19 protein-coding genes are annotated in these 20,974 nt (G+C 70.0%); 10 read left to right on the plus strand and 9 right to left on the minus strand.

Going from position 1 to position 20,974, the window contains the following annotated elements:
* Positions 1-62: 62 nt before the first annotated feature.
* Both ACIQI8_RS36025 and ACIQI8_RS36030 read right to left on the minus strand, forming a co-directional pair.
* Positions 63-899, minus strand: coding sequence for an SDR family NAD(P)-dependent oxidoreductase (locus tag ACIQI8_RS36025; protein ID WP_402360250.1), 837 nt, complete (start codon positions 897-899; stop codon positions 63-65).
* Positions 900-997: 98 nt separating this feature from the next.
* Positions 998-1,969, minus strand: coding sequence for an SMP-30/gluconolactonase/LRE family protein (locus tag ACIQI8_RS36030; protein ID WP_402360253.1), 972 nt, complete (start codon positions 1,967-1,969; stop codon positions 998-1,000).
* A gap of 109 nt (positions 1,970-2,078) precedes the next feature.
* On the opposite strand from ACIQI8_RS36030, the gene ACIQI8_RS36035 reads away from it, so the two are divergent.
* Both ACIQI8_RS36035 and ACIQI8_RS36040 read left to right on the plus strand, forming a co-directional pair.
* A complete protein-coding gene (locus ACIQI8_RS36035; RefSeq protein WP_402360255.1) occupies positions 2,079-3,620 on the plus strand; it encodes an aldehyde dehydrogenase family protein in 1,542 nt (513 codons plus the stop codon).
* A gap of 109 nt (positions 3,621-3,729) precedes the next feature.
* Entirely contained in the window at positions 3,730-4,539 is an 810-nt protein-coding gene (locus tag ACIQI8_RS36040; RefSeq protein WP_402360258.1) for a class II aldolase/adducin family protein, read from the plus strand.
* 25 nt (positions 4,540-4,564) lie between these two features.
* Here ACIQI8_RS36040 and ACIQI8_RS36045 read toward each other — a convergent pair whose 3' ends face one another.
* The gene (locus tag ACIQI8_RS36045; protein WP_402360261.1) at positions 4,565-5,155 is read right to left on the minus strand and encodes a TetR/AcrR family transcriptional regulator; all 591 of its coding nucleotides are present in this window, start codon (positions 5,153-5,155) and stop codon (positions 4,565-4,567) included.
* A gap of 261 nt (positions 5,156-5,416) precedes the next feature.
* On the opposite strand from ACIQI8_RS36045, the gene ACIQI8_RS36050 reads away from it, so the two are divergent.
* On the plus strand, positions 5,417-6,196 hold the full coding sequence (locus ACIQI8_RS36050; protein WP_402360264.1) for a DUF4142 domain-containing protein: 780 nt from the start codon (positions 5,417-5,419) through the stop codon (positions 6,194-6,196).
* Positions 6,197-6,562: 366 nt separating this feature from the next.
* On the opposite strand, the gene ACIQI8_RS36055 is transcribed toward ACIQI8_RS36050, so the two are convergent.
* From ACIQI8_RS36055 to ACIQI8_RS36065, 3 genes are all read right to left on the minus strand, one after another.
* Complete coding sequence (locus ACIQI8_RS36055) at positions 6,563-7,198, minus strand: TetR/AcrR family transcriptional regulator (RefSeq protein WP_402360267.1); 636 nt, start codon at positions 7,196-7,198, stop codon at positions 6,563-6,565.
* A 69-nt stretch (positions 7,199-7,267) separates the two neighbouring features.
* Positions 7,268-7,729, minus strand: a complete 462-nt coding sequence (locus tag ACIQI8_RS36060) for a nuclear transport factor 2 family protein (RefSeq protein WP_402360270.1) — start codon at positions 7,727-7,729, stop codon at positions 7,268-7,270.
* A 135-nt stretch (positions 7,730-7,864) separates the two neighbouring features.
* Positions 7,865-8,827 (minus strand): helix-turn-helix domain-containing protein, encoded by a 963-nt coding sequence (locus ACIQI8_RS36065; protein WP_402360273.1) that lies wholly within the window; start codon positions 8,825-8,827, stop codon positions 7,865-7,867.
* A gap of 162 nt (positions 8,828-8,989) precedes the next feature.
* On the opposite strand from ACIQI8_RS36065, the gene ACIQI8_RS36070 reads away from it, so the two are divergent.
* The 4 genes from ACIQI8_RS36070 (at position 8,990) to ACIQI8_RS36085 (ending at position 13,490) form a co-directional block, all read left to right on the plus strand.
* The gene (locus ACIQI8_RS36070) at positions 8,990-9,205 is read left to right on the plus strand and encodes a tautomerase family protein (protein WP_402360275.1); all 216 of its coding nucleotides are present in this window, start codon (positions 8,990-8,992) and stop codon (positions 9,203-9,205) included.
* Positions 9,206-9,477: 272 nt separating this feature from the next.
* Positions 9,478-11,019, plus strand: a complete 1,542-nt coding sequence (locus ACIQI8_RS36075; RefSeq protein WP_402360278.1) for a glucosidase — start codon at positions 9,478-9,480, stop codon at positions 11,017-11,019.
* A 122-nt stretch (positions 11,020-11,141) separates the two neighbouring features.
* A complete protein-coding gene (locus ACIQI8_RS36080) occupies positions 11,142-11,888 on the plus strand; it encodes a phosphotransferase family protein (RefSeq protein WP_402360281.1) in 747 nt (248 codons plus the stop codon).
* Between the two features lie 105 nt (positions 11,889-11,993).
* Positions 11,994-13,490, plus strand: a complete 1,497-nt coding sequence (locus tag ACIQI8_RS36085) for a HEAT repeat domain-containing protein (RefSeq protein ID WP_402360284.1) — start codon at positions 11,994-11,996, stop codon at positions 13,488-13,490.
* A gap of 199 nt (positions 13,491-13,689) precedes the next feature.
* Here ACIQI8_RS36085 and ACIQI8_RS36090 read toward each other — a convergent pair whose 3' ends face one another.
* Positions 13,690-14,634, minus strand: a complete 945-nt coding sequence (locus tag ACIQI8_RS36090) for an ornithine cyclodeaminase family protein (protein WP_402360287.1) — start codon at positions 14,632-14,634, stop codon at positions 13,690-13,692.
* Positions 14,631-15,401, minus strand: coding sequence for an IclR family transcriptional regulator (locus ACIQI8_RS36095; protein ID WP_402360290.1), 771 nt, complete (start codon positions 15,399-15,401; stop codon positions 14,631-14,633). Before ACIQI8_RS36095 ends, ACIQI8_RS36090 begins: the two co-directional genes overlap by 4 nt.
* A 133-nt stretch (positions 15,402-15,534) precedes the next feature.
* Between ACIQI8_RS36095 and ACIQI8_RS36100 the strand changes: the two genes are divergently transcribed.
* Complete coding sequence (locus tag ACIQI8_RS36100) at positions 15,535-16,848, plus strand: amidohydrolase family protein (protein WP_402360293.1); 1,314 nt, start codon at positions 15,535-15,537, stop codon at positions 16,846-16,848.
* 56 nt (positions 16,849-16,904) lie between these two features.
* Positions 16,905-18,005: a dipeptidase gene (locus ACIQI8_RS36105; protein ID WP_402360296.1), complete on the plus strand. Its 1,101-nt coding sequence runs from the start codon at positions 16,905-16,907 to the stop codon at positions 18,003-18,005.
* A gap of 57 nt (positions 18,006-18,062) precedes the next feature.
* Here ACIQI8_RS36105 and ACIQI8_RS36110 read toward each other — a convergent pair whose 3' ends face one another.
* Entirely contained in the window at positions 18,063-18,722 is a 660-nt protein-coding gene (locus ACIQI8_RS36110; RefSeq protein WP_402360299.1) for an MSMEG_1061 family FMN-dependent PPOX-type flavoprotein, read from the minus strand.
* Between the two features lie 184 nt (positions 18,723-18,906).
* Between ACIQI8_RS36110 and ACIQI8_RS36115 the strand changes: the two genes are divergently transcribed.
* Entirely contained in the window at positions 18,907-20,844 is a 1,938-nt protein-coding gene (locus ACIQI8_RS36115; protein ID WP_402360302.1) for an SMI1/KNR4 family protein, read from the plus strand.
* Positions 20,845-20,974 lie beyond the last annotated feature (130 nt).

The raw sequence follows: 20,974 nt of genomic DNA on the forward strand, positions 1-20,974 counted from the left end.
TCTTCGCGTCCGGTCGGGACGTCATGTTCGTACTCAACTCAGCATCCTTTCCAGGAGGTTCGTCAGTTCTCGGCGGGGATTCCCTGAGCGGCGCGCAGCCGCGCGCGCTGTCGCCGGCCCTTGGCCTCGACGAGGGGGATGACGCGGCGCATCAGCCGGGGGAAGACTCCGACGACCCGCTGGAAGCGGCCGGCGAACGGCGGGAAGACCACTTCGACCGGCTTGGTGACGAGGGCGTCGACGACGGCCTCGGCGATCCGCTCCGGGGCATGGGACTTCTCCGCGAAGGCGATGGCGGACGTGGGGTCGGCCATCTCCCGGTCGAGCATTCCGGTCCGGGTGGACGGTGGATGGACGATCGTGAAGTCCAGCGGTCCGTCGCGTTCCTCGATCGCGACGCTGTGGTGAAAGGCCCGGAGTCCGTGCTTCGTGCCGCCGTAGGTGGCGTAGCCGGGCAGCGGCAGGAACGACGTCATGCTGCAGACGGTGACGATGTGGCCGTGCCCCTGCGCGGTCATGTGCTCGACCGCTGTGCAGACCCCCGTGATGGTGCCGAGCAGGTTGATCTCGACGATGTCGCGGTGCTGCTGGGGACGGAGATCGCGGGCGTGTCCGGTGTGGATGACGCCGGCGTTGTTGACCAGGACGTCGACGGTGCCGAACCGTGCCCGGGTCGCGTCGAACGCGCTGCTCCAGTCCGCGGGGCTGCGGATGTCCAGGGCGTGTGCGGCGGCCCGTTCGCCCAGAGCGCGGGCCCGGGTCAGGACGGCGCCCTCGTCCACGTCGGTGAGCATGACGCGATGACCACGTGCGATCGCCAGTTCGGCGATGGCGGCTCCGATGCCGCCGGCCGCGCCGGTGACGAGAATGACCTGGGACTTTTCGGGTGGTTGGGGCATGGCCACAGATTCTCCTGGTCAACTGTCCAAGTCAATTGTTCATGTTCAGTTCTTCCGGATTGTTACCTGGGGACTCCCGGTCCCGGGGGTGCCGGGACTCACAGCCTCAGCATCTCGATGCGCCCACCGTTGAGCCGGGCGGCACGGACGGGATCGTCCGTCGGGACGGTGGCGGCGAAGAGCGTGCGACCGTCGGCTCCGGCCATCAGGCAGCTCAGGGTGTGCCGGCTGGTGGCGACCCGGTCGAGGACGCGACCGCCCTGGGCGATGCGCACACACTCACCGCGGAGGGCGTTCGCGACCCAGATCGACGTGCCGTCGGCGTCCCACGCGATGCCGTCCGGCGCGATCGGGGACGAGGAGCGCTTCGATATGGCCGGGTGGTCCAGGAGCGCCGAGATTCTGCGGGTGATCCGGCCGAACGCCCCCGGGTGGTTCACGAGGTGCCACAGGAACGGCGCGATCAGGGGCGCCCATGGTTCCGGACGGGACAGGGTGCCGTCGGGATTCCTGGAGAAGGCGGTGAGCCGCATGGCCAGGGTCTCGGCCACGATCACGCTCTTGCCGTCGGCGGCGAGCAGCATCCCGTTCGGGAAGAGCAGGGGTTCCGTCAGTCCGAGCAGGCCGCCGTCCGGCGCCAGGCAGGCGATCGGGGCTCGCGGAGGGCCGGGCGGCGCGTAGAGCATCGAGTTCGGGTGCTCGCGGGAGTGGGCGTGGTAGTCGAAGCCGAAGTTGCCGACGTAGGCGTGCCCTTCGGGGTCCACGAGCATGTCGTTGACCGGACCGCCGACGATGTGGCGCAGATCGGCGTGTACGACCAGTTCACCCCCGGCCTCCAGGCGATGGACACGACCGCCGTCCATGGATACGACGAGCAGGCGGCCGTCGGGAAGCCAGCCGAGGCCGCCGGCCCGGCCCGGGACCTCGACCACCGTCTCCGGCTCCCCCTCGCCGTCCCATCGGTGCACCGTGCCGTGCGCGAGATCCGAGAACCACAGGGCCCCCTGGTGCCAGCGCAGGGACTCGGGAACACCCAGGCCGCTCAGTGCGATCGAGGTCTTCCTTTTCATCCGACCGCTCCTTCACGTCAACTTGGACGCTTGTACAGGACGCTTGACTTGTACGATCGACCGTCTCATTCTGAGCGAAGAGAAGTCAACGTTCCGGTGGGGAGTTTCCGTGACTCGGAATCAAGCGCTCATGACAGGCGGCCCGCCGACGGGCGCGCGTATCGCGGTGGACAACCCCGCCACCGGAGCGGTGGTCGGCGAGGTGTCCGAGACGTCCGCGGCGGAGGTGGCGCGGGCGGTGGAGCGCGCCCGGCGCGCGCAGAAGGGCTGGGCCGAGCTGGACACCCGGGCGCGCGCCGACTTCTTCGCGCGGGGCCGCCGCTGGCTGCTGGCCCATCGGCAGGAGATCGCCGACCTCATCGTCGAGGAGAACGGCAAGGCGGAGGAGGACGCGATCGTCGAGATCGTCTACTGCGCGAGCGCTTTCGCCCACTGGGCCAAGAAGGCCCGCGGCCTGCTCGCCACGACGAAGGTCCGCTCCCTCTCGCCGTTCGTCCTCGGTCGCAGCATGTACACGCGCCGGGTGCCGCGCGGGGTCGTCGGAGTCATCGGCCCGTGGAACAACCCGCTGCTCAACTCCTTCGGCGATGCCATCCCCGCCCTCGCGGCGGGCAACGCGGTCGTCCTCAAGCCCTCCGAACAGACGCCGCTGACCGCGCTGTTGATGGAGCGCATGGCCCGCGAGTGCGGCTGGCCCGAGGACGTCTTCCAGGTCGTCACCGGCGCGGGCGCCACCGGCAGCGCGCTCGTGGACACCGTGGACTTCGTGATGTTCACCGGCTCGACCAGGACCGGCCGCCTGGTCGCGGCCCGCGCGGGCGAGCGCCTCATCCCCTGCTCACTGGAGCTCGGCGGCAAGGACGCGCTGGTCGTCCTCGCCGACGCCTCCCTGGAGCGGGCCGTCAACGTCACGATCCAGGGGGCTCTGTCCAACGGGGGCCAGATGTGCACCTCGGTGGAGCGGGTCTACGTCGAGGAGCCGGTGTACGACGCGTACATCGCCCTGTTGCGTGAACGGTTCCATCAGGTCACCTCGGGCAGGCCGGCCGGGCTCGGCAGCGTCGACGTAGGAGCCGTCACCTTCCCTCCCCAACTGGCGGTCATCCAGGACCATGTGGACGACGCCGTACGCAAGGGCGCCCGCGTGCTCGTCGGCGGGCGTGCCTCCGAAGGACCCGGTCGGTTCTTCGCACCCACGCTGCTCGTCGACGTCGACCACGACATGACGTGCATGCGCGAGGAGACCTTCGGCCCCACGCTGCCCGTGATGAAGGTCGCCGACGCCGAGGAAGCCCTCCGGCTGGTCAACGACAGCACGTACGGGCTGCAGGCCTCGATCATCGGATCGGACATGAAGCGCGCCCGCCGCCTCGCCGAACGGTTCGAGGCCGGCTGCGTCACGATCAACGACGCCCAGACCAACTACATGGCCCTCGGCCTGCCGATGGGCGGCTGGAAGGAGTCCGGCCTCGGTGTCCGGCACGGGGCAGAGGGCTTCCGCAAGTACACGCGGCTCCAGGCCCTCAGCACGAACCGGTTCCCGCTGCGCAGGGACATGCACATGATCCCGTACGAGCCCTCGGCCTACCGGTTCGTCCTCCGCCTGGTGGACGCCATGTACGGCGCCGGGTTGCGCGGCCGCGCCAAGTAGCGCTTCCCGCGCGGCTGTTCACGTAGCCGCAGATCAAGTCCCCGCAGATCAAGTACCGCAGATCAAGTACCGCGGATCACGCACCTGTGAGAGCACGAGAGGCCGGACCATGACCACGACACCCGAGACGCCCACGCACGCTTCCGTCACCACCCTGCCCGAGGGCGTCTTCCTGCCGCTCCCCCAGCAGAACCTGACCTTCGAGCAGGAGCGCGAGGTGCGCAAGCAGGAACTCGCCGCCGCCTTCCGCCTGTTCGCTCGCTTCGGCTTCTCCGAGGGAGTGGCCGGACACATCACGGCCCGTGACCCCGAGAACCCGTCGGCCTTCTGGGTCAACCCCTTCGGCATGTCGTTCAGCCAGATCCGCGTCTCCGACCTGATCCTCGTCGACCACGACGGCACGCTCCTGGAGGGCAGGCGCCCGGTCAACAACGCCGCGTTCTGCATCCACTCCGAGGTGCACCGGGCCAGGCCGGACGTGGTCGCGGCGGCGCACACCCACTCCGTGCACGGCAAGGCCTTCTCCAGCCTCGGAGTCCCGCTGGCACCGATCACCCAGGACGCCTGTGCCTTCTACGACGACCACGGCGTCTACTCGGACTACCGGGGCGTGGTGAACGACACCGAGGAGGGCCGGCGCATCGGCACGGCCCTGGGCGACGGCAAGGCCGTCGTCCTGCAGAACCACGGACTGCTCACGGTCGGGGCGTCCGTCGCCGAGGCGGCCTGGTACTTCATCACCATGGAACGGTCCTGCCAGGCCCAACTCCTGGCCATGGCCGCCGGAGAGCCCCGCCTCATCGACCCCGAGACGGCACGGGTGGTCCGCGACCAGATCTCCGGTGCGCTGCCGGGCTGGTTCCAGTTCCAACCGCTGTGGGACCAGATCACGGCGGAGCAGCCCGACCTGTTCGACTAGGTCGGCTGGAACCCTAGGTCGCCCCCTAGGTCCGCTCGCGGGCCAGCGTCAGGAGGTGCTCGCCGGTCAGCCGCAGGACCTCGCGACTCTGCTCGCTGTCGCGGTCGACCAGCCAGCTCAGGGTGACACCGTCGAGCACCGAGTTGAGATAGCGGGCCAGCACCGGGACGGGGACGGCCCACTCGATGCCCGCGGCCTCGGCGGCCTCCTCCAGGATCTCCTGGTGGACCTCCCGGTAGTGCTGGTACTGGCGTCGGGCCAGGTCCTCGAACCCGGCCTGACGCAGGGCGTAGTGCGTCAGTTCGTAGCTGACCTGGTGCTCGCCCGGACTGACCTCGACGGTGCCCCAGAAGGCGCTCAGGCTCTTGGTGATCCGCGCTTCGAGATCGCCCTCCCCCTCGAACGTCTTCCGCGCGGCCGCCACCGTGTTGTCCGTGAAGCGGGTGAGGACCTCCTGGAGCAGTTCCTCACGCGAGTTGAAGCAGTAGTGGAAGACGCCCAGCGGCATTTTGGCCTCGTTGACGATCGCGCGCGTGGTCGCCTTCGTGACTCCCTCGCGGATCATCACCCGAAACGCCGCCGCGATCAGCTCTTCGCGTCGGTCCTTCGCTGCCATACGAGACATCGGGCTCGCTTTCTGCTTCTACTTTTGCTTCTACCTCCGCTTCTGCTTCGAGAACAGAAGCCGTGTGCCACCTATGTTATCGCAGCGTCTTGGACGGTCGACCAACATCGACCACCGATCTTCCCGCCGGACTTCCCGCCGGTCCAGGCGACCGCCGTACGGCGTCACGCAATCTTTACCGGCCGCAAGGGTCCCCTTTCCCTGCACCGCGCGTACGACCGGGCAGCCGCACCGCCCGCATCAGGAGGCCCCATGCCCCTCTCGCGCAGCACGCTCGGATCCCTCGCCGTCGGCGGGGCACTCGCCACCACGCTGGCCGCCCTGGCGTACCCCAGCATGCTCGGCATCCAGACCACGGCCTCCAACCAGGCCCGGATCATCGCCAACACCCAGTGGGGACCGCTCACCGAGGCCGACCGCAACTTCGTCGTCTTCGTACGCTCCGCCGGTCTTTGGGAGAGCCCCTCCGGAAGCCTGGCCATGCAGAAGGGAACGACCGCGGCCGTGCGTGAGGCCGGACGGCACCTGGTCGTCGGACACGCCGCGCTCGACGCCAGCTGCCGCCAGATCGCCCCCGAGCTGAACATCACGCTTCCCGACCAGCCCACGCCGCAGCAGCAGGGCTTCCTGGCCAACTTCCGCGCGGACAAGGGCAAACAGTTCGACTCCGACTTCGCGAACACCCTGCGGATGACCCACGGCTCGATCTTCAACGTCATCGCCAAGATCCGCTCCACCACCGAGAACACCCTCGTCCGCGCGCTCGCCGACCAGGCCAACGACGTGGTCCTGGACCACATCACGCAGATGGAGAAGACCGGCCTGGTCAACTTCGACCAGGTGAACTTCCAGGAGACCACCCCGCCCAAGCTCCCCGGCGCACAAGTGACACCACCCGTGCCGCAGCCGGGCGCACCCCTGGTCACTCTCACGGTGCCCCCGGGGTTGTCGACCGACGGGGTACCGACGGGACCGGCCACAACCCCCTCCCCCAGCGCACCTTCCCCCACGGCGTCCCCGACCACGGGATGATCCCGGATGCGGCCTCACCATCACCCGCCCGGACGCCCGTATCGGAGTGTGGGCGGCGACCAAACTGGCCACCGACGCCGGAGGTTGGCGGCAGGTGAACCGCGCCGGTGACCCGATGATGTGGCCGATCTTCTGGCCCACGGACGTGGAGTTCACCAACCCGGCCACCACCCGCCATCCCAGCACGGACGTCGACACGGCCGGCCGGCACATCGCCGAACAGGTCGCCGCGGTGGTGCGCGCCGCGGGCACCTCGGCGGACCCCGAAGGCCACGGTCGACTGGTGGCCCAGCAACTGTTCCCCGATGTCCTTCCCTATGAGCAGACAACGGGGCCGGCTTCCTGGGCCGACCTCGAACGCGAGCTCTACGAACCCTGTGCCGACCGGTCCTGCTCCGGGTGTCGCGCCAAGGACGCGAGGACGATCTCGCGCGCCGCACGGACCGCGGCCGCTAAGGTGGACGGGTCCCGGCCGATGCGTTCGGCTCCCGCGCGCATGGCGCCGGACAGCAGTTCCACCGTGAGGTGTACGTCGCCGACGTCGCGGAACTCGCCGCGCGCGATGCCGTCGCGGACGACGTTCTCCACCTCGGCCACGATCGCGTGGAACGGGTTGTCCTGCCCCGTCGGCAGTTCGGCGACCAGCGGGCCGGAGCCCGGCCGGAACATCGGTCGCATGGCCTGGTCCGTGGACGCCTTCAGGATCGCCTCGATGATCTCCCGCATCCGCTCGGCGGCCGGGTCCGCGGAGCGCGCGGCGATCGCGGCCACCCGCTCGACCAGGGGCCGGCTCGCCCGCTCGGTCAGCGCCAGGACCAGGGCGCTCTTGTCGCGGGCGTAGTTGTACAGCGTGTTGCGCGCGAGGCCGGCCCGGGCCGCGATGTGGCCCATGTTGATCGAGTCGTAGTCGCGTTCGAGCAGCAACTGCCGCGTCGCCTCGGCGAGATCGGCCCACACCATCTCGTGGTGTTCCTCGATGCTGGCTCCCCGGATACGCGGCATCCGGCCATTCTCCTTCCCTCGCGGGCCCCCTGTCGCCCGGGGTCCGCCTCGGCCCGGCCGCCGGTGTGCCTACTCGGAGGGCAGGGTGGCGCTCGCGAGGTGCGCGTTCTCCTGATACGTCGCGGTGAGCTTCACGCGGTCGAGGCGCCAGCCGTCCGCCGTACGGACCGCCTCGTTGTCGTAGAAGCCGACCACCAGCCAGCGGTTGGACCCGCCGTCGACCAACTCGTCCGGGAGCCAGTGCTCGGCACGGACGTGCGCGTGGATCGTCGCGCGATCGCCGTCGATGTCGACGACGTGGCCCGTGATCGCGTGGTGGGTCGCCACGAAGGGCGCGAAGGCGCCCCGGAGGATCTCGGTGTACGCGTCGAGCGGAGTTTCCATCGGGGGCATGCCGGTGACCGAGGAGAAGTCGAGCGTGAGCGGGTCGGTGAAGACCAGGCGGGGCAGCTCCTTGAACTCCTTCTTGTCCGCGATGTCGGCGTACAGACCGAGCAGTTGGATGATGTCGGCACGATCGTCGGCGTTCATGAGAAGAGTCCCTTTCCACCCGCACTATGGTGTCGCCCTCGTATGCGACAACCTGTCGTAAACATTACGACAGGTCGTCGCGAAAATCGAGCCGGGGGATCCCACACGGGTACTTCCAGAGCCGGGCGTCCGCTCTCAGCCCGTGTGGATGCCGCCTTCGCGAATGTCGCCTTCGTGGATGCCGCCCTCGTGGATGCCGCCCTCGTGGATGCCGCCCTCGTGGATGCCGCCCTCGGTGCGCGAGGTGCCTTCGGTGGCCGCCATGTCCTGGGTGCCGATGACGCCGAGCAGTTCGAGCTGGGCGGCGCCCTCGGTGCCGGGCGGGGCCGTGAACCACAGGAGGCGCTGGCGGCCGTCCTCGCTGAACAGGCTGTGGCAGTCCAACTCGATGACGCCCAGCGTGGGGTGCACGATGCGTTTGTGATCGGCGCGGCGCAGGCCGACCTCGTGCGTGTCCCAGAGGGCTGCGAACTCCGGGCTGCGCCGCCGCAGTGCGGCCGTCATGCCGGCGACCTCGGTGTCGCGGCTCCGGCGGGCGGCGACCGCGTGCAGGTCGGCGACGAAGACCCGTGAGTGGTGCGGATGGTCCTCGGGCGGGTAGATCGCGCGGGCGGACGGATCGGTGAACCAGCGGTACGCGAAGCCGGTGGCGGGGCCGCGCGGCCGCGGAGCCCGGCCGAGGAGCGCCGCGGCCGACTCGTTCTGGACGAGGGTCTCGTGCAGGTCCGTGATGACCTGGGCCGGGGTGGTGGCCAGCCGGTCCAGCAGCCCGAGCAGCGCGGGCTGGACGATCCGGGCGCTCACACCCTGCGCCGACGCGGGCAGCGGCCGGTCCGCGAGATGGAACAGGTGGTCGCGCTGATCACCGCCCAGCCGCAGCGCGCGGGCGAGGGCGGCCAAAGTCTGAGCCGAGGGCTGGGCGCCACGGCCGCGCTCCAACTCGGTGTAGTAGTCGGCCGACAGGCCCGCCAGCTGCGCGACCTCCTCGCGCCGCAGTCCGGGCACACGGCGCCGGGGCCCGGCGGGCAGACCGACATCGGCCGGTCGGATCCGATCGCGCCGGGACCTGAGGAACGCCGCAAGCTCGGGAAGGTTCACCCGGCCATCCTCGCCTCCCGGCCGGGTCCGAACCAGGGGCCGGCGACCCCTGGGTGGGCTCAGCCCTGGCCGGAGCGGACGCCCGGACGGATGGTTGCCCCATCGGGGTCGACCTCCTGCTCGCCGTGAGCAGCCCTGGCACCCCCGCACGAGGAGAGCCCCATGCCGTTCGCGAACTTCAAGGTCCCCGCCGGCGCGCTCACCGCGCAGCAGAAGGAGCAGATCATCATCCGCACCACCGACCTGTACGCCGAGATCTTCGGCGACGGCGCCCGGGCCACCACCCTCGTCCTGGTCGAGGAGGTCGCCGACGCCGGCTGGGGCATCGGCGGCGGTGTCCTGACACTCGCCAAGATCCAGCAGACAACGCAGGAGTGACACCAGGAGTGACGGCCTGGTCGGCCAACCCCCGCCGCACGCCCGCCAGGCCAACGCCAGGGACTGGTCCCTGAGTTGAACGTCACCGCCGTCACCCGCCGAGAGCCACGTCATGCAGGTGGCGCTGTCAGGCATCGCGCCCTGGACGTCCGGACGGTTCTCGGCGGCTCGGCCGAAAAGGCATCAGTACTTTATTCAAGTCTTGACTTAACACTGCGGACATTGCTTGGATCGCCCCGCAACCATGGTGTCGGAGTGGGGAGTTGTGAGCTGTGAGACGTTCTTTCACGACCATGGCGGCCGTCGCGGCCACGACGCTGTCCGTGCTGATCGGCACGGGCCCGGCCGCTCAGGCGGACCGGAACACCCACGGTCCGGCCGTGACCGGCACCTTCTCCGCCGGAGCGGCGCACGCCTGGCAGTCGCTGCCCGCCGTACGGACGGGTGGCGCCGCATCGGGACCGGTCGACGCCACCGTCGTCGCCGACCCGAACGCCCTGCGGCAGAAGTACGAGGGCATCGGCTTCTCCCTGGACGAGACAAGCGTGTCCAACCTCTGGAAGCTCACGCCCGCCAAGCGCCGTGCGGCCATACGGCTGCTCGTCGACCCCGTGCACGGCGCCGGCCTCGACCGGTTCCGGCTGACGATCGGCAGCCCCGACCTCATCGAGCATCTGCCGTTCTGGTCGGAGGACGACCTGCCCGCGGGCGTCAAGGACGACTTCGGCCTGAAGCACTTCTCCGTCCAGCGCGACGTCGACCTGCACATCATCGACACGATCAAGCTCATCCAGCACTACAACCCGCGCGCCACGTTCTTCGCGTCGGCATGGAGCGCGCCGGCCTGGATGAAGACGAACAACCAGTTCACCGGCGAGGTCGCGCTCAAGCCGGGCAGCACGACGGACTACTACCAGGTCGGCAAGTTGCGCGACGACTGCATCGACGTCTTCGCCCGCTACTACGTCAAGTACGTCCAGGCGTACGCCCGGCACGGCATCCGCGTCGACGCGCTGACCCTGCTCAACGAGCCCGGCATGGACGTCGTCTACCCGGCCATGGACATCAGCATCGCCCAGCAGCAGAAGCTCGCCCTGGCGATGAAGCGCGAGTTCAAGTCGGCCCGGCTGAACACGCAGTTGTACGTGCACGACTTCAACTTCTGGGACTGGCGCGACCCCAACAGCACCACGACCAAGAACTACCACCGCATCTTCGACGACGCCCCCGACGGGTCGGTCAAGGGCGAGCAGGTGCGCAAGGCCGCCGACGCCATCGCCTTCCACCCCTACTGGGGCGACCCGACCGTCATGCGCGACGCCTACGAGCAGACGGGCAAGCCGGTCGAGATGACGGAGACCAGCGACCTGTCGCCGTCGACCATCCTCGACTACTTCCGCCTGGACGCCGGTTCCTACATCCTGTGGGCCCAGGCCACCGACCAGGACGGCGGCACGCTGCACTGGACACCCGCCCGCGACAACAACATCGACTGGGACGAGGTCGCGGCGACCACCAAGTGGCCCGACCGGCTGGTGAAGGTCAACACCAACACCAAGGACTTCACGGTCCGCGACGAGCTCTATGCCATGGGGCAGTTCGCGAAATACCTCTCCCCCGGTGACGTACGCCTGGAGTCCAGCGCCGCGCAGAACGGCGTGAGCAACGTGATCTACCGCTCCGGCAGGAGCGGCTACGTCGCCGTCCTCGGCAACAGCTCCGACGCCGACCGCACGGTCCGCGTCACCGTCGGCGGACGGAAGTTCGTGACGACCGTACCGGCGGGTTCCTTCGCCACCTACCGCTGGAAGTGAACCTCCTGACCCGCTGACCGATGGGGCTGGTCCACGGCTACGGCATCCGACGTGGCCGGCCCCGCGGTCGCACGCGACAAACCCGGCGACGCCGGCGATCACCCCCGGGATACTGGTCACCCATGGATGAGGTGGAAGTCGTTGTCGCCCATTCCGAGCGCACGACCCTGCGCGTCGGTGATGTGTTCCTGAAGGTGGACGCCGACCAGGCGCGCCTCGACGTCGAGGTCGAGGCGATGGCCCTCGCGCCGGTCCCGACCCCCGAGGTGCTGTGGCACAAGCCGCACGTGCTCGCCATCGCCGCACTCCCGGGGACGACGCTCGGGCGCCTCGGCGGGCCGTCGACCGGGTCGCCGACGGCCTGGGCCGCGGCGGGCGCCGCCATCCGGAAGCTGCACGACGCGCCGCTGCCGCCCCGGACCGGCGGGGCCGGGCGGAGCATCGTCGCGCTGAGGGCGGAACTCGACGCCGAGTGCGAGTCGCTCGTGACGAACGGCGTCCTGCCCGCCGACCTGGTCGCCCGCAACCGCCAGGTCGCCGAGGCCGCGCTCCGGCCATGGACACCGGCGTTCACGCACGGCGACCTGCAGATCTCGCACATCTTCGTCGACGCCGACGTGGTCACGGGCATCATCGACTGGTCCGAGGCGGGACAGGGTGATGCCCTGTACGACCTCGCCACCTTCACGCTCGGACACGAGGATCACCTCGACGACCTCGTCGCCGGCTACGGCACCGACGTCGACCTCGACATCATCCACGCGTGGTGGTCGGTGCGCAGCCTGCTGATCGTTCGCTGGCTGGTCGAGCACGGCTTCGACCCCTTCGCGCCGGGCTGTGAGGTCGACGTACTGAAATCCCGGATGTGAAGGCATTCGGCCTCGACCGTCCCGGGCTGAACGTACAGACGAGTCACATATGCCCCCTTCCGCACAACCTCCCGTCGGTTCGGCGGTCTTACTCCCGGGGTGCACATGACGGCAGAACACCAGGTCGCCTTCTTCCTGCGGGAGTTGGCGACGGGCGACACCTGCGGGAAGGCGGCCGCGGCGAAAGGGCTCGGCAAACTCGGCGATACGGAGCACGTCGCCGTGCTCGTCCGGGCAGCCGCCGACCCCGCGCCCGAGGTGCGAGCGGGCGCGGCAGTGGGACTGGGCAGGCTGGGGGTCCCCGAGGCCGGGGCGGAGATTCTGCCCGCGCTGATGGACGACGACGATCCGTGGGTGCGCAGTAAGGCCTCTCTGGCGGCGATCCGGCTCGGGCTGAGCGACCGAGAGGTCGTGGACGCCTATGGGCGACTGCTCGGCGACCCCGACCATCACCTGCGGATCAACGCCTTGGATGCGTTGTGGGAGCTCGGCGTGCCCAGCGATGTTCCCGCGCTCGTCTGGCTGTTGGGGGATCCGGCAGACCGTGTCTCGGGGCGGGCATGGAACGTGGTCTCGGACTTTAAGAAGGACGCGGACGTCGAGGCGGAGCTGGTCCGTACAGCCCAGTGGGGCGAGGAGACCGCCCGTGCGCGCGCCCTGTTGATGCTGCCGGACCAGCCCACCGACCGACTGCTGCCGACCCTGCTGAGAGATCTGACGGACGATCCTTCCGCCAAGGTGCGCCGCGCCGTGGGTTTCCGACTGGCGCACGTGAAACGCCCGGAGACGCGGGACGCGTTGTTCGCGGCTCTGGAGGCGGAGCGGGACCCGGAGACGGCATCACACCTGCTGTTCCTGCTCGCAGGATCGGGTGACGAGCGGCTGCTGAATCCGGCCTCGCGTTGGCTGAGCGACGAGCGGTCAGGGCCGACGGCCGCCATGGCCCTGGGGTACGTCGGCGGCAAGGCCGCCACGAAACTCCTGCGGGCTCTCCTCACCGACCCGACAACTCCCGCCCCCACGCTCGCGGCAGCCGCCACGGCCTACGGCACGATGGGGAGATGGGACGCCGTGTGGCTGCTGCTCCCCCTGCTGGACCACGCCGCGCCCGGGGTGTACGCAGGTGCGCTGCACGGCCTGGACGCCATGGCGAAAACCGGGTTCCGGCCGTGGGAACGCGCAGCGGTCGCCCGGGCGTTGGTGACCCGTCTCGACATCGAACCCGTCCTGACCGGAGTGACGGAGAGGGTCCTCACGGGCCTGTCGGAAGCCCTGCCCGGGCTACGGGAACTGGTGGACCGAACTCCCTCCCCCCTTGTCCGTGCCACCGCGCTGTCGTTGCTGGACCCGCACAACGCGACGGACACCGGCACCCCGCACGATCTGCCGATCTTCGTACGGCACTTGGACGACACGAACGGGTCGGTGTGCCAGGCCGCCGCGGAGGGACTCGCCCACTGGGTGGAGGAGACGGGCACACTCCCCCCGGACGAGGAGTACGTGCGCGACCGGCTCACCGCCATGGCCTCGGACTCGTCCGAATTCGTACGCGGGACGGCCGCCAAGGCGCTGCGGGCCTTGGACGACTGCCGGAACAACTGACGGGCAGGGACACGGGCGTTGCGGCGCAGGTCCGGCCTCGATCTCACTCCGGCCGTGCGAAGGGCTCCGATGGGGAGTCGCGCCAAATGGCCATCGCCCAGGGCTCGTTATGGGCCCGCAGCAAGACGCATCGGGCACCCCCTGGCCGACGACAGCCGATGACAAGACGACAACAGGGCGGCGGCCAGGCTGTCGGCCGTCACATCTCCAGCCTCGTACCCATGCCTTCGGCGCGGGCGACGTCGTGGACCACCGCCGCCGCGGCAACGTCGAGCGCGGCGTGGCCCGTTGACTTGAGGACCGTCAGTTCGGTGGATGCCCGACGGCCGGGATGGCGGCCGTCGAGGACCGAGCCGAGGAGGGTGATCCGGTGTGCCGGGATGCCCTGCAGTTCGTGGGCCCCGGCCGGCGGAGGCGAGGCGGCGGCACCCGGCCATTCGGCGAAGAGGGAGCCGGTGCGGACGGTGTCGGGGGCGAGTTCGTGGCCGTGGGAGCCGCCGACGGAGCTGATGTGAGCCCCCTCGGCCGGCCACGACGGATCGAGCACGGGCTCACGCGCGCCGGTGCAGCAGAACACCACGTCGGCTCCACGGGCCGCCTTCTCGACGGAGCCCGCCCAGGCGTTCGGATGGAGTTCCGCGAGCTGCCGGGCGCGCTGAAGGTCTCGCCCGCCTATGACGAGAGTCGCGTCGGCGTCTGTCGTCGCGAGCAGTTCGACCTGGGCGCGGGCCTGAACTCCCGTGCCCAGTACGGCGATCCGGTCGGGGCGCGGGCGGGCCAGCGCCCGCATGGCGATCGTCGCGACGGCTGCGGTGCGCACGGCGGTGACCGGTTCGGCGTCCATGAGCGCGAGCGGATGGCCGTCGTGTTCGTCGAACAGGGCGACGACTCCGCGGTGTGCGCTGCCGCCTGTCCGACCGGGCGCGGCGAAGACCGACACCAGCTTGGCGGCCAGACCGAGGCCCGGCACGTAACCGGGCATCGCGCCGAGGAGTCCGGCGGGCGCCTGCGCGGCGATCCGGGCCGGGGCGGAGACCTCGCCGCGACTGATCGCGACGAGCGCCCGCGTGACGGCCGTCAGCACCCGCGCCGGATCCAGGCAGGCCCGGGTCTGCGCGCGGTCGAGGACCAGTACGCCGCTCACGCGAGGTCCGCCTGCGGTGTCGAGGAGAGGCCCGTCAGCGATTCCTGCAGTGCGTCCGTCGCCTCACGGAGCCGCCGCTTCAGCTCGGACAGCCGCGGCTCGTCGAACTCGGCGTCGAGTCCGACCAGGGTGAGCGCGCAGATCGGCCACCCCTTCGCGGAGACCACGGCCCGGCTCACCGACGCGACGAGTCGCTCGGCACGACCGCGCTCGAAGGCGTAACCGATGCGCTCGGCCTCCTCGATGTCCGCCAGCAGGCCTGCCGGCCCGGTGAGCGGATGACCGGCCTCCTCCGCCAGGCGCAGATAGGGGCGCCGCGCGTCCTCGTCGAGCAGCGCCACCAGGGCCACCGGACCGGCGAACCTGTGGACGGGCAGCAACTCGTCCCGCAGGTGGCTGATCATCTCCAGCCGCGACGGTCGTACGACGTCGATCACGCTCGAGCTCTCGGCTTCCAGCACCTGAAGGTTCACCATCATGCCGGTCCGTTCCGAGAGGGCTTCCAGCACCGGACGGGCCACCGCCACAAGGGAGTTGTGCGCGGCCGAGTGCGAGAGCTGGAGCGCTGCCGCGCCGAGGAGGTAGTGGTCGTCGGTGCGCAGCACCCAGCCGCGGCGGATGAGGTCGATGAGGACGCGGTAGGCGGTCGCGCGATGGAGGCCGACCTCGACCGCGAGTTCGCTGAGGCGCAGCGGCCGGTCGGACCGGGCGAGTGCCTCGATCAGATCCAGTGCCTTGTCGACAGCGGAGCTGGCTGGCTTCGACATGCGTGGCGCCCCTTGTCGCACTCCGGTGCTACATTCTCGATGTTACGCAGGAGGATACATATGTTACGCCTGACGTAACACCACTGTAGGACGCAACACCACTGCCCTAGTCACCACCACGGAGGTCAGTTCCATGGGTCATGAGGTTCTCGGTGCGCCGACTCCCTGGGCCCCGCCCGCGGCGGGCACCGTGGTGGTCTACCGAGGGGCGACGGTGATCGACGGGACGGGCGGCCCGGCGCGGACGGCGACGTCGATCGTCACCGACGGCGCGACCATCCGGGCCGTCGTCCCCGACGCCGAGATCGCCGACACGACAGCGACGGTCGTCGACATCACGGGACGCTTCGTCGTCCCCGGACTGATCGACTCCCACCAGCACATCGCGACGCCCCCCGATCGCGCCACCGCCGAGGCCGTACTGCGCAGGCAGGTCCACGGCGGTGTCACGGCGATCCGGGACATGGCCGACGACCTCCGCCAGGTGGCCGAACTCGGCCGCGCCGCACTGGTCGGCGAGATCCCCGGACCCGACATCCACTTCGCCGCCCTCATGGCCGGGCCGACCTTCTTCGACGACCCGCGCACCCAGCAGGTGTCCCAGGGCGGTACGCCCGGTGCCGTGCCGTGGATGCAGGCGATCACCGCCGAGACCGACCTGCCCCTGGCGGTCGCGGTGGCCCGGGGCACCGGTGCCCGCGCGGTCAAGATCTACGCCGACCTGACCGCGGACACGGTCGCCGCGATCACGGCCGAGGCACACCGGCAGGGGCTCGCCGCCTGGGCGCACGGCACGGTCTATCCCGCGAGCCCCGGCGAGGTCGTCGACGCCGGGGTGGACACCGTCTCGCACGCCACGGCCCTCGCGCAGGAGGGCACCCGGCACCCCCTGACCTCGTACAAGGACAAGCCGCCCATCGACCACGACCGGTTCGCGGACGGCGAGGACCCGCACCTCCAGTCGCTGTTCGAGCGCATGCTGGCGCGGGGCACGATTCTCGACGCGACCGCCGGCATGTGGACGAACTACTTCGGCCCCGACGCGACGGATCCCGAGGCACAGGAGCGGGTTCGGGCCAACTCGCGTCTGGCGGCCGGGATCACCGCCCACGCCTACCGCGCCGGCGTCCCCGTCTCCGCGGGCAGCGACTACGAGAACTCCCCCGAGCATCAACTCCCCGCGCTGCACGACGAGATGGTCTTCCTGGCGCGGGAATGCGGCATCCCCCCGGTGCAGGTCATTCGCGCGGCCACCCTCGTCGGCGCCATGAGCATGGGCGCACAGGACGTGATGGGCACGGTCGAGAAGGGCAAGCTCGCCAACTTCGCCGTCCTGTCGGCGAATCCGCTCGACGACATGGCCCATCTCTCCGAGATCGAGTTCGTGGTCAAACGCGGCCGCCGGTACGACCGCAGCGACTACGAGCCGGTCGCCCCCGGCCGCTGACACCCATCGGAACCACAGCCACGAGACACGCACCCACCGAAGGGACACGACGCCCGATGACCGCCATTTCCCTTGCGGACACCGACCACTTCGAGCACGGCCGCATGATCGTCAACGCGCTGGGGGTGCTCGACAACCCCAACGCGCCTCGCTCGTCGGCGACCGCCGGCAAGCTCGTGCAGACCGGCGAGGACATCACCGTCGACGCGCGCACGCTCGCCGAGGCCCATGCCTCGGGGCTGACCGCGGTGAACATCACGCTCGGATACGTGATGGGCGACATGGATCCGTACGAGTACACGCTGCACGACATCGCGGTCTGGGACACGATCCTGCGGGACAACGCGGCCGATCTCGTCAAGGTGCGCACGGCGGCCGACCTCCACCGGGCCCGGCGGGAGGGCCGGATCGGCGTCATCTACGGCTTCCAGAACGCCGTCGCGCTCGGCGACGACATCACCCGCGTCGACACCTTCGACCGACTCGGCGTACGCGTCGTCCAGCTCACGTACAACCAGGCGAACGCACTCGGCGACGGTTCGATGGAACCGCGCAACCGGGGCCTGACCCCTTTCGGGCATGAGGTGGTCGAGCGCCTCAACGACCGCCACCTCATGGTCGACCTCTCCCACAGCGGGGAGCGGACCTGCCTGGAAGCGGCCCGGATCTCCCGGCAACCCGTCTCCGTCAACCACACCGGCTGCCGCGCGCTCACCGACCTCCCGCGCAACAAGACCGACGAGGAACTGCGCCTGGTCGCCTCGCGCGGAGGGTTCGTCGGCATCTACTTCATGCCGTTCCTCAACCCGACCGGCCATGCCCGCGCCGCCGACGTCGTCGAGCACATCGACCACGCCGTCAACATCTGCGGCGAGGACCATGTCGGCATCGGCACCGACGGACCCGTCACCGCCGTCGACGACCTGGACGCCTACCGTGCCGACCTCGCCGAACAGGTCGCCCGGCGCCGGGAGGCCGGCGTCAGCGCGACGGGCGAGGGCGACGACGTGTACCCGTTCGTCGTCGACCTGCGAGGTGTCGACCAATTCCGCGAGCTGATCCGGCTGTTGGAGCGGCGCGGCTACCGTTCGGAGCGCATCGAGAAGATCCTCGGCAAGAACTTCGCGGACTACGCGGAGCGCGTCTGGAGCTCTTGAGTCCGGCCCCTGAGCCCGCCGGCGTGGTTCGGCGATCGCCGGGCGGCCCGCTACTCGCTACTCGTACCGGTACTTCAGCGAGTCCGCCTCCACCTTCTCGATGTCGGCGATGGTCAGCTCCGGCATCCGCAGTTGGGCCAGCGTCACCTCGGCCGAGGCCGGCTGGGCGTCCGCCGGTAGCCACTGCTCCGGCTGCCAAGCCCCGCTGCGCAGCAGCGACTTGGGGCAGTGCGGGTAGACCTCCTCGATCCCCACCACCAGCGCACTGGCCGGCGGCTTGCCCACGGCGGTCAGCTGCGACAGCAGTTCCGGGCGGGTGGAGACGACGGCGCGGCCGTTCACCCGCAGCGTGGTGGTCCGCCCGGGGATGACGAACAGCAGCCCGGCCCGTCCGGTGGCGATGACGTTCTGCAGCGTGTCCAGCCGCTTGTTGCCGGTCGCGTCCGGTATCGCCACCGTCCGCCCGTCCAGCACGGCGACGAACCCGGCGGGACCACCGCGCGGCGAGACGTCACAGTTGCCCTCGGCGTCCACGCTCGCGACCAGAACCAGCGACGAACAGCCGATCAACTGCCGGGTCTGCGCGGTGAGTTCCGTCATCTGCTTCCGCACGGCCGCGTCACCGGGAAGCGCGTACACCTCACGCAACGCCTCCTGATCGGGCACGGCGTCGAGGCGAAGCGCGTCGAAGGCACTACCAGCAAGGGAAGTCGTCATACCTCCGACCTTAATGGGCCGACCTGCGGCTGGTCTTGGTCGGTGAGGGCGGGGGTGTTGGCGTGCTCCGTGCCGCTCGCTCCCGTCCACAACAGGCCCCGGCCCCCGTCGTGGCCCACTGCGCCAAGGCCCCCGAGCCGGGAGCAGCGGGGCGCTGTCAGTGGTGGGTGGCAGCATCGGGCGTATGACGGATTCCACGGCGTTCGACTGGCGGTCCTTCCTGCTCGGGTGGAGCGGGGAGTGGGCGGATTCCTTGCTGGACGGCGAGGTGCGGGGCGAGGACGAAGAGGCTGCTCGGCAGGCGCGCTGGTTGGGGTTTCCGTCCGCGCCGGAGGACCGGATCTCAGCCATGGAGGAGCGTCTCGGCCGACCAATGCCTCGGTCGTACCGGGAGTTCCTCAAGGTGAGCGACGGGTGGCGGCACGCGGGCGGGTTCGTTTCGCTGCTGGCGGGGACCGAGGACGCGCACTGGCATGACAACGAGTCGGGGCTCGCGGACATGTTCGAGGAGTACCTGGACGAGGACGCCGGGCCCGAGGAGCAGCGGGCGGCGGACATCTGGCGGCGCGGGCTGCAACTCGACGTCGAGTCCGACGCCACCTACGTCCTCTTCGATCCCGAGGACGTGGACGAGGACGGTGAGTGGGCCGTGTACACATGGGCGGGCTGGCGGGCCGCCCCGCCCGAGCGGTACGCGAACTTCCTCACGTTCATGCGGGACATGCACAGGGAGTTCCACAGTCTGCGGGCGCACCGGGGCGAAGGGGAGCCGGAGTTCGTCAACGACACGACTCGAAAGCTGGACGCCCTGGTGGAGGAGGCCCGGCTGGAGGCGCTGCGTGGTGGCTGGGAACAGGCCGTGAAGACACTGGACGAGGCCAGGGGGTACGGCAGGCCTCGGGCCGCCGGGCTGGGTGATCAGATACGCCGACTGTTCGGACAGACCCACACGGTGTACTTCGACGGGCTGGTGACGGACCCGCGGTACACGCCCGAACTGCTGCCACCACTGGTCGCCGAGCACGCGGCGCACTCGTACCGGGACGACTCGACGCTGACGTTCCAGCTGCGGGGCGCCGACGCCGACCTGATGTCACTGGCTTACGCAACGCTGGGTCAGGTGAGGGACGGCTCGTACCGGTACACCGCGGCCGGACCGTACGGGGAAGCGGTCGAGCGGGCACGGGAGTTGGCGCGTTGGGGAGACACCGACGAGGCATGGCGGACGTTGAGGGACGCCCTTCCGCTCTGGGAGCCGCTGGGACCGGATCACCTCGCGCCGCTGGGGTGGGTGGCCGATCCGGTGCTCGGGTCGCTGCTGACCCCGGAGCGGGGTCGCGAGCTGCTGTCCACGCCGAGGGGCGGACAGGCCGGCGAGGCGCCGGAGCCGACACCGGATCTCGACCCGGGCGACCTGGCGTGGCTCGCGGACCCGGACCCGGGAAACAACCGCACGTCCTACCGGTTCGTCCTGGTGGAAGGCGCGGAGCCGGAGGAGTTGCCCGGACATCTCGCGGACGTGGACGGGGCTGGAAATGACACGGCTGGAGAGGGAAATGAGGACAAGGGCGGCACTGTGCTGAACGGTTCCATGACCCTCTGGGAGGCGCGCCGCAGGTCGGCGCACAACCGGAGGGAGTTCTCGTCCTACGACGACAGGGCTCTCATGGCAGTCGGCCGGGCCGGCACCGGCTGGAGCTTCGGCTTCGACGGCAATCCCTCCCCGTTCGACCGGCGGCGCTTCGTCTCCCCGGTCGCAACCGCCGGCACGGACAGACGCACGGTGGTGGTGTGGAGCGGCTTGCGGGCAGAGCACGTTCAACCGTTCTTCCACCTCTCGGTGGCACGAGACGGTGCCGAGCTGTACGCATTCACCTACGCGGACGGAGAGATCCAGCGCAGCGGGGACATACCCCAGGCGCTGGATCCGAGCCGGTTCTTCGGTGACCCGGAGGACGCCGCCGCAGCGGAACGAGCGCTGCTGGAAGCGGTGGCCGGGGAGTTCGGTGTCTCGCTACCTCGTCACGCCCTCGTGAACGGGCGGCTGCAGACCTTCACCACCCGCTCATGGACCCGACCGCCGAGGGACGGCGAGACCTACATGGTGATCCGCATCAGCTAGGTGTCGGGACGAGGTTCACGACGGTGTCGCGGCGCCCCTGGAACGCCAGGGTGTCGTGCTGGGGCACATGCATGGGCCGCCCCCTCAGCAGATGTTAACGTTAACTTCAACCTCGTGGACCGCCAAGGAG

It is taken from the genome of Streptomyces sp. NPDC092369 (assembly GCF_044755245.1).
Classification (GTDB): Bacteria; Actinomycetota; Actinomycetes; order Streptomycetales; family Streptomycetaceae; genus Streptomyces.

Excerpts from the sequence above, each read along its gene's own strand:
- ACIQI8_RS36025 (WP_402360250.1), bottom strand. The coding sequence starts at position 899 with ATGCCCCAACCACCCGAAAAGTCCCAGGTCATTCTCGTCACCGGCGCG.
- ACIQI8_RS36030 (WP_402360253.1), bottom strand. The coding sequence starts at position 1,969 with ATGAAAAGGAAGACCTCGATCGCACTGAGCGGCCTGGGTGTTCCCGAG.
- ACIQI8_RS36040 (WP_402360258.1), top strand. The coding sequence starts at position 3,730 with ATGACCACGACACCCGAGACGCCCACGCACGCTTCCGTCACCACCCTG.
- ACIQI8_RS36045 (WP_402360261.1), bottom strand. The coding sequence starts at position 5,155 with ATGGCAGCGAAGGACCGACGCGAAGAGCTGATCGCGGCGGCGTTTCGG.
- ACIQI8_RS36050 (WP_402360264.1), top strand. The coding sequence starts at position 5,417 with ATGCCCCTCTCGCGCAGCACGCTCGGATCCCTCGCCGTCGGCGGGGCA.
- ACIQI8_RS36055 (WP_402360267.1), bottom strand. The coding sequence starts at position 7,198 with ATGCCGCGTATCCGGGGAGCCAGCATCGAGGAACACCACGAGATGGTG.
- ACIQI8_RS36060 (WP_402360270.1), bottom strand. The coding sequence starts at position 7,729 with ATGAACGCCGACGATCGTGCCGACATCATCCAACTGCTCGGTCTGTAC.
- ACIQI8_RS36070 (WP_402360275.1), top strand. The coding sequence starts at position 8,990 with ATGCCGTTCGCGAACTTCAAGGTCCCCGCCGGCGCGCTCACCGCGCAG.
- ACIQI8_RS36080 (WP_402360281.1), top strand. The coding sequence starts at position 11,142 with ATGGATGAGGTGGAAGTCGTTGTCGCCCATTCCGAGCGCACGACCCTG.
- ACIQI8_RS36085 (WP_402360284.1), top strand. The coding sequence starts at position 11,994 with ATGACGGCAGAACACCAGGTCGCCTTCTTCCTGCGGGAGTTGGCGACG.
- ACIQI8_RS36095 (WP_402360290.1), bottom strand. The coding sequence starts at position 15,401 with ATGTCGAAGCCAGCCAGCTCCGCTGTCGACAAGGCACTGGATCTGATC.
- ACIQI8_RS36100 (WP_402360293.1), top strand. The coding sequence starts at position 15,535 with ATGGGTCATGAGGTTCTCGGTGCGCCGACTCCCTGGGCCCCGCCCGCG.
- ACIQI8_RS36105 (WP_402360296.1), top strand. The coding sequence starts at position 16,905 with ATGACCGCCATTTCCCTTGCGGACACCGACCACTTCGAGCACGGCCGC.
- ACIQI8_RS36110 (WP_402360299.1), bottom strand. The coding sequence starts at position 18,722 with ATGACGACTTCCCTTGCTGGTAGTGCCTTCGACGCGCTTCGCCTCGAC.
- ACIQI8_RS36115 (WP_402360302.1), top strand. The coding sequence starts at position 18,907 with ATGACGGATTCCACGGCGTTCGACTGGCGGTCCTTCCTGCTCGGGTGG.